General features: G+C 59.0%; 4 protein-coding genes and 1 pseudogene. All 5 read right to left on the bottom strand.

Annotated features, from left to right (window positions below; all coding sequences use genetic code 11):
* Positions 1 to 1203: phosphopyruvate hydratase (gene eno, locus Q0216_RS02810; RefSeq protein ID WP_298592756.1), on the bottom strand; the 1203-nt coding region annotated here is incomplete at its 3' end.
* 300 nt (positions 1204 to 1503) lie between these two features.
* Positions 1504 to 2307, bottom strand: coding sequence for a macro domain-containing protein (locus Q0216_RS02805; RefSeq protein WP_298592755.1), 804 nt, complete (start codon positions 2305 to 2307; stop codon positions 1504 to 1506).
* The gene (locus tag Q0216_RS02800; protein WP_298592754.1) at positions 2304 to 3251 is read right to left on the bottom strand and encodes a hypothetical protein; all 948 of its coding nucleotides are present in this window, start codon (positions 3249 to 3251) and stop codon (positions 2304 to 2306) included. Before Q0216_RS02800 ends, Q0216_RS02805 begins: the two co-directional genes overlap by 4 nt.
* Before the next feature lie 145 nt (positions 3252 to 3396).
* Entirely contained in the window at positions 3397 to 4143 is a 747-nt protein-coding gene (locus Q0216_RS02795) for a MazG family protein (RefSeq protein WP_298592753.1), read from the bottom strand.
* 86 nt (positions 4144 to 4229) lie between these two features.
* Positions 4230 to 5111 (bottom strand): annotated as a pseudogene (locus tag Q0216_RS02790) (ornithinee aminotransferase); the annotation flags it as partial.

Here is a 5111-nt window from a genome sequence, read left to right as displayed (position 1 = left end):
CTGGTTGTACTTAGCAACGCGCTCGGAACGTGCGGGAGCACCGGTCTTGATCTGGCCAGCGTTGGTTGCAACAGCCAGGTCAGCGATGGTGACGTCCTCGGTCTCACCGGAGCGGTGAGAAACCATGCAACGGTACTCGTGGCGCTGTGCCAGCTCCATTGCGTCGAGGGTCTCGGTCAGCGAACCAATCTGGTTCACCTTCACGAGCAGAGCGTTAGCTGCGCCGTTCTCGATACCGCGAGCCAGGCGCTCGGGGTTGGTCACGAACAGGTCGTCGCCAACGATCTGGACCTTGTCACCGATCTGCTCGGTCAGGGTCTTGTAGCCCTCCCAGTCGTTCTCATCCAGGGGATCCTCGATGGAAACCAGGGGGTACTTTGCAACGAGGTCAGCGTAGTATGCGCTCATCTCAGCTGCGGACTTCTTCTGGCCCTCGAACTCGTATGCGCCGTCGTTGTAGAACTCGGAGGATGCAACGTCCAGTGCCAGTGCAACCTGCTCGCCCGGCTTGTAGCCAGCCTTCTCGATTGCCTCAACGATCAGGTCCAGTGCAGCTGCGTTGGACTCCAGGTTGGGTGCGAAGCCACCCTCGTCGCCCAGGCCGGTTGCCAGGCCGCGGTCGTGCAGCACGGACTTCAGGGAGTGGTAAACCTCAACACCTGCGCGCAGAGCGTCAGAGTAGTTGTCGAAGCCGATGGGAGCAATCATGAACTCCTGAATGTCAACGTTGGAGTCTGCGTGAGAACCACCGTTGAGGATGTTCATCATGGGGACGGGCAGAACGTGAGCGTTCGGGCCGCCGAGGTACTTGTACAGGGGCAGGTCAGCGGACTCAGCAGCAGCCTTAGCAACAGCCAGGGAGACACCCAGGATTGCGTTTGCGCCCAGCTTACCCTTGTTGTTGGTGCCGTCCAGAGCAATCATGGCTGCGTCAACAGCGCGCTGGTCGGAAGCCTCAATGCCGATGACCTCTTCAGCGATTTCTTCGATAACAGACTTCACTGCACCCAGAACGCCCTTGCCCAGGTATACGGACTTGTCGCCATCGCGGCGCTCAACAGCTTCCCACTCACCGGTGGATGCGCCCGAGGGCACAGCTGCGCGTGCGAAAGCACCGTCTTCGAGCAGAACCTCAACCTCAACGGTCGGGTTGCCACGGGAATCCAGGATCTGGCGTGCGTGAACTGCGGTAATAACAGCCATGAATTGTTCTCCTTATGAGATGTCAAGGATGTGAACGGCTCACCCGGTAGTGGACAAGTCGCGTCCCCTAAATTCTAGCAAAACTCCCACACAAACACACTAGTTGCCACCACTTTTTTATCGCCTTAATGAAGGTCTCAATAACCCTTAGTCGCGCGCTACAAAGCGGAACAAGACCCACACTCCCCCACATTGGGAGAGTGTGGGTACCCGCCCAAAGCACAACATGAGCCCAAACGCCGGGGTGGAAAGCAGGGGCAACTACACGAGAAATAAATCCTTATCCCGATGACCCTAGACCTACGCCCCCAGCAGAAGCTCCGTGTACAGTTGCTCATCGCGTTCAGTGAACACGTTGAAAACCACCGCAGGCACTGACTGACTCGCCGCGCGTGCCGCTTCCAGCTCCTCGCGGATCGTTTCAACCGCGCAACGTGCAGCCTCGTCCTGAGGGAAGCGGAACTCGCCGGTGCTAATGCAACACAAAGCCACAGAACGCATACCCCGCTCTATCGCAGCTCGCAGGCAAGAACGGTAACAAGAGGCCAAAGCCTGCCGGTCAGAATCTCTCAGCTCCCCGGCAATAATCGGACCGACCGTATGCAACACATAGTGGCTCGGCAGACGATGCGCACCGGTCACCATCACCGAGCCGGTCGGCTCCGGCATAGGCCGCTGCGCCACCTCCCGGGCACATTCAGCCCGTAGCCCCACCCCTGCCGCGCGATGGATAGCGTTATCAATGCAACGATGCTGCGGCACGAAACAACCCAGCAGATTCGAGTTCGCCGCATTCACAATGCCGTCAACCTGCAGGCGGGTAATATCCCCGCGCCACAGGTACATTCCTGCATATTCACCTTCCGCAGCAGTAGCATCAGCCAAGCCAGCCAGCGGCGGAAGCATCGGCTCATACTCAACGAACGCCTCCTCCTCCAGGCTAAGAAGTTCCTCCCCTGGTTCGGCGGGTACACGCACCGCATTGAGAGAGCCAATCAGCGCCCACAGCTGGTGCGGATCATCAGGCAGAGTGGGCAACACCCGGCCAGTATTCTGCGCATACTCCTCTGCCAGGGCGAGAGCGTAGTCTTTGAGGGCGCTCACGAGACCGTCTCCTCATCCTGCGGCTCAGTCCCGTACGATTCGGTCCGCTTCAGCAAATCTCGAAGAACCTGATGTGCATCTTCTGCGAAGGACACAGTCTTTTCGCGGTTCTCTTCGGTCGCTTGAGGGTAGTCTCGGTTCAGACGCACCAAAGTCGCAGTATCGAGCACATGCGTAATCCGCTCAAAGGGGAAACGAATCCAGGTCGGGGTCATAAAACCAACCCCGAGCTCCAGAAGAAGAACCTTCTTACCGGGCATGGACTGCAGAACCTCTTCCCACCGCTTCTCCTGACGCTGGCGGGCAGGAGGATTTACGAAGGAACCGTCAATGCGCAGGTGAGTAGTCAGGGGCGCACCGCATCGCGGGCACATTGGTACCAACTCTGAAGGGACGCGCAAGTTTTCATCAGTATGCGCCACCATAGCCCGAACCATTTCTTCGTTGTCGTAGACCTCCTGAGTGCAGGGGCGAGAGCACTGAAAGACCCCGTAGTTACCCTGCTGCTCAAAGATGCGTTCAGGATCAAAACCCGACTTTTCAAAGAGAGAATCAACATTGGTGGTCACGATGAAGTATTCCTTATCTGCAACCAATTCACGCAACTGCTCATACAGGGGAAGACTGCCAGTTTCGTAACGGTTGAAAAGGATGTGCCAAGCCCAGTAGCCCCACTTCTCTTCAAGGGATTTGAAGGGGTAGAAACCAGCCGAGTACATATCGGTCATGCCGTACTTCTGGATGTACGGGGCGAAGTTGTTTGTAAAACGCTCACCGCTGTAGACGTGACCTGCCGCCGTTGAGAATCCAGAACCGCCGCCAATCACAACAAGGTCGGCCTCTTGAATAGCCTTGGCGGCACGCTCAATAGCCTGGAAGTATGCAGAATCAGCCGACATTCCGTGCATATTCTGCTGGGTATTCGGGTTGGACAAGGTGGTCATTCTTCCTCCTGACGGGACATTCAATCTTTACTATCCTTTAGAAACTTAGTAATACATAGATAGTAAAAGAGGGTCCCGTAGTAACTTCAACGTAACTACAGAACCCTCAAAAGGTGATTTACCCCACCGGGTAGATCACATATGTTTAGAAGCTCGGCTCATCATGCGTGTGCTGAGCAATGTAGCGGCGAGTGTACGAACGCAGGGCACGCTCAGCATCCAGGCCATTACGCTGAGCGCGGCTCACCAACGCAAAGAGCAGCTCGCCGAACTCCTCCTCAGTGTGCATATAGCGCAGGTCATCCTCCATGCTTGTCGGCTCCGGCGGCAGGATAATACCCGCCTTACGCGCCTTCACAGCAGTCTTCTCAGCCATAGCGAGCGCCGGCAGATGCGGCGGAATACCGTCCAGCGCGCCGCGGTCGCTCTTCTCCTTCTTCTTCAACGCTTCCCACGCCACCTGCTGCTCAGCTGCAGTGCGGGGCGCCTCCGAAGAGCCCTCATGCTCAGCCGCGAACACGTCGGGGTGGCGGGAACGAAGCTTCTGTACCAGGCCCTCAACCACCTGCACAATGTCGAAGCCATGCGGGTTTGCCGCAGCAATATCGGAGTGGAACACCACCTGCAACAGCACGTCTCCCAGTTCCTCACGCAGCAGCGGCATATTCGGCTCACCGCCGGTTTCTACCGCCTCAACAACCTCGTAGGCTTCCTCCACCAGGTAGCGGATGAGGGAGGCGTGAGTCTGCTCAGCATCCCACGGGCAACCGCCCGGTGCGCGCAACAACGCCATGGTTTCCACCAGGGCACCGAAAGCTTCAGCCGCACGGGCGGCAGTGTCCTGAACGTTCTGCGCCGCAGAAGCCTCAGGAGTATTAGGGGTATCAGTCATAACAATCTTCCTCATCGAAAAAATGACAAACATAGCGCGCCGCGCCGACCCCCACACGGGGAGCCGGCGCGGCGCACCTTACAGGTTTAGAGGTTCCAGTGCGAAAGCGCGCTCGTCATATGAGCCGGGATCTTCGAACCCAGACGCGGGAACATGCGCAGCTCCTCAACGTAACGCTCAGCATCCAGCGGACGCGGGTAGGTGACAAACGCCTGCTCATTCGCATAATCGAATGCCGCCTGAACCGGCACGCCCGGGGTGAAAGTCAGGCTCATAGCCAGCGGCGAGCCCTCGCCCTCGCTGTACGAGTCGGTCTTCAACGCCGGGATGTCCAGCAGGGTTTCGGGAATCAGCTCGAAGGTACGGACCTGCTCCCAGAAGCCGTTGCGGCGCACGTGGGTCAGTGCGTCGTAGTAGGAGCCGAGGGCGCGTACACGAATCAGCACGGTGGTTGCGTCCTTTGCGGTGCCGTTCTCGCCGAAGAGGTGTTCGACGACCGGCGCCAGGCGCTGAGCAACCTGAGCCTCAGTCAGCACCAGGTTGCCGGTTGCCAGCTGAGTCTCCGAGGGAATCAGCGGGCTCTGCACCGCGGCGGAGGGGGTGTCCGGCTCAGACACGATAGTCGGCAACTGGTTGAGCTCGCTCAGCGCGGATGCCGAGATGCTGGAGGAAAGACCCTCGGGGGCAGTCTCCGGCAGGGCAACGGGTGCGGCGGGTGCGGCGGGGGTAGCCTGAGCGGTAGCATCGGAGGCGGGTGCCACCGTTGCGGGAGCCTCAGCAATCTTGGCGGCGGGGGTCACCTCAGCGGTCTTGAGCTCAGCGGCCTTCTCAGCGGGCTCTTCCTGACCGCCGGTAGCCTTCGCATCAGTTGCTTTTGCCTCGGTAGCCTTCGTAGCGGCACCGGCGGTGCCCACTGCGGCAGCTGCGGCAAGAGCACCAGCCAGACCGGGAGCCACAGATGCGCTCTC

The organism is uncultured Rothia sp., assembly GCF_937976295.1.
Lineage (GTDB): Bacteria > Actinomycetota > Actinomycetes > Actinomycetales > Micrococcaceae > Rothia.
This window is presented reverse-complemented; position numbering and strand designations above follow the sequence as displayed.